The sequence below is a fragment of the Vibrio sp. 2132-1 genome, from assembly GCF_033344315.1.
In genome coordinates this window covers 1-599 of record NZ_JAWPON010000568.1, presented here as the reverse complement: position 1 = coordinate 599, position 599 = coordinate 1, and the positions used below count along the sequence as shown (strand labels likewise).

Genomic DNA, 599 nt, shown 5'->3' with positions numbered 1-599 from the left:
ATATGTCTTACCTACAGCATCCTCTGTTAGGTGATACTGCCTACGGTGGTCGTGCACGTATTCCTACTGGTGCATCGCAGGAACTGACGGACATGATTCGTGGTTTTGATCGTCAGGCGCTACACGCTGTAATGCTTCGTTTTGAACACCCGATAACTGGTGAAGAACTGGAATTCCATGCTCCAGTGCCAGACGATATGGTGGCAATGACTGAAGCGCTGCGTAAAGACACTGAAGAATACGGTCTACCGGACGAGTTTTAAGATGAAGGCAATCATTCCTAACTGGTCTGCACCTAAAAATGTCAAAGCCTTTGCTTCTACGCGAGTTGGTGGCTTTTCGACAGGCTCTTATCAAGGGTTAAATCTCGGTGCACACGTTGGGGATGATGCTTCTATCGTAGCGAAGAATCGTCATTGGTTGGCGCAGCAAGCGAATATGCCAAGTGCGCCAATTTGGTTAAACCAAACTCATTCTACTGTCGTTGCCCATGCGAATGCTCCTACGCCAATAGTGCTTGATGCTGATGGCGTCTTCACATCGGCGAGTAATGTCGTGTGTTCAGCAATGACCGCTGATTGTTTGCCTGTACTGCTGAC

At 48.4% G+C, this 599-nt stretch carries 1 protein-coding gene and 1 pseudogene; both read left to right on the top strand.

The features are described 5' to 3' along the window. A pseudogene (gene rluD / locus R8N47_RS26690) lies at positions 1 to 263 on the top strand (23S rRNA pseudouridine(1911/1915/1917) synthase RluD); the annotation flags it as partial. 1 nt (position 264) lies between these two features. Further along, positions 265 to 599, top strand: a 335-nt coding sequence (locus R8N47_RS26685; protein ID WP_318186297.1) for a polyphenol oxidase family protein, incomplete at its 3' end; no start/stop codon positions are given.